This is a genomic window from Pseudomonas sp. SWRI111 (assembly GCF_014268555.1).
Classification (GTDB): Bacteria; Pseudomonadota; Gammaproteobacteria; order Pseudomonadales; family Pseudomonadaceae; genus Aquipseudomonas; species Aquipseudomonas hamedanensis.
This window is the reverse complement of the sequence record NZ_JABWQQ010000063.1, coordinates 1-431: the sequence shown is the minus strand read 5'-3', so window position 1 is coordinate 431 and position 431 is coordinate 1. Positions and strand designations below refer to the sequence as shown.

Below are 431 nucleotides of genomic sequence, written 5' to 3'. Positions count from 1 at the left end.
CTTAATCGACGACATCAGCTGCTCCATGAGCTCCCACACGAATTGCTTGATTCATTGAAGAAGACGATAGAAGCAGCTTTAAGCTCCAAGCTGATAGCTCTGAGCTAACAGTTACAAGCTCGAAATTGGGTCTGTAGCTCAGTTGGTTAGAGCGCACCCCTGATAAGGGTGAGGTCGGCAGTTCGAATCTGCCCAGACCCACCAATTTTGTTATGGGGCCATAGCTCAGCTGGGAGAGCGCCTGCCTTGCACGCAGGAGGTCAGCGGTTCGATCCCGCTTGGCTCCACCATAAACTGCTTCGAAGTTTGAGAGTTTAGAAATGAATATTCAGCGTGAATATTGATTTCTAGTCTTTTGATTAGATCGTTCTTTAAAAATTTGGGTATGTGATAGAAAGATAGACTGAACGTTACTTTCACTGGTAACGGAT

Annotated in this window: 2 tRNA genes; both read left to right on the top strand. The window is 45.9% G+C overall.

The features are described 5' to 3' along the window. Positions 1–127: 127 nt before the first annotated feature. A tRNA-Ile gene (locus HU755_RS26955) sits at positions 128–204 on the top strand. Between the two features lie 10 nt (positions 205–214). Further along, a tRNA-Ala gene (locus HU755_RS26950) sits at positions 215–290 on the top strand. Positions 291–431 lie beyond the last annotated feature (141 nt).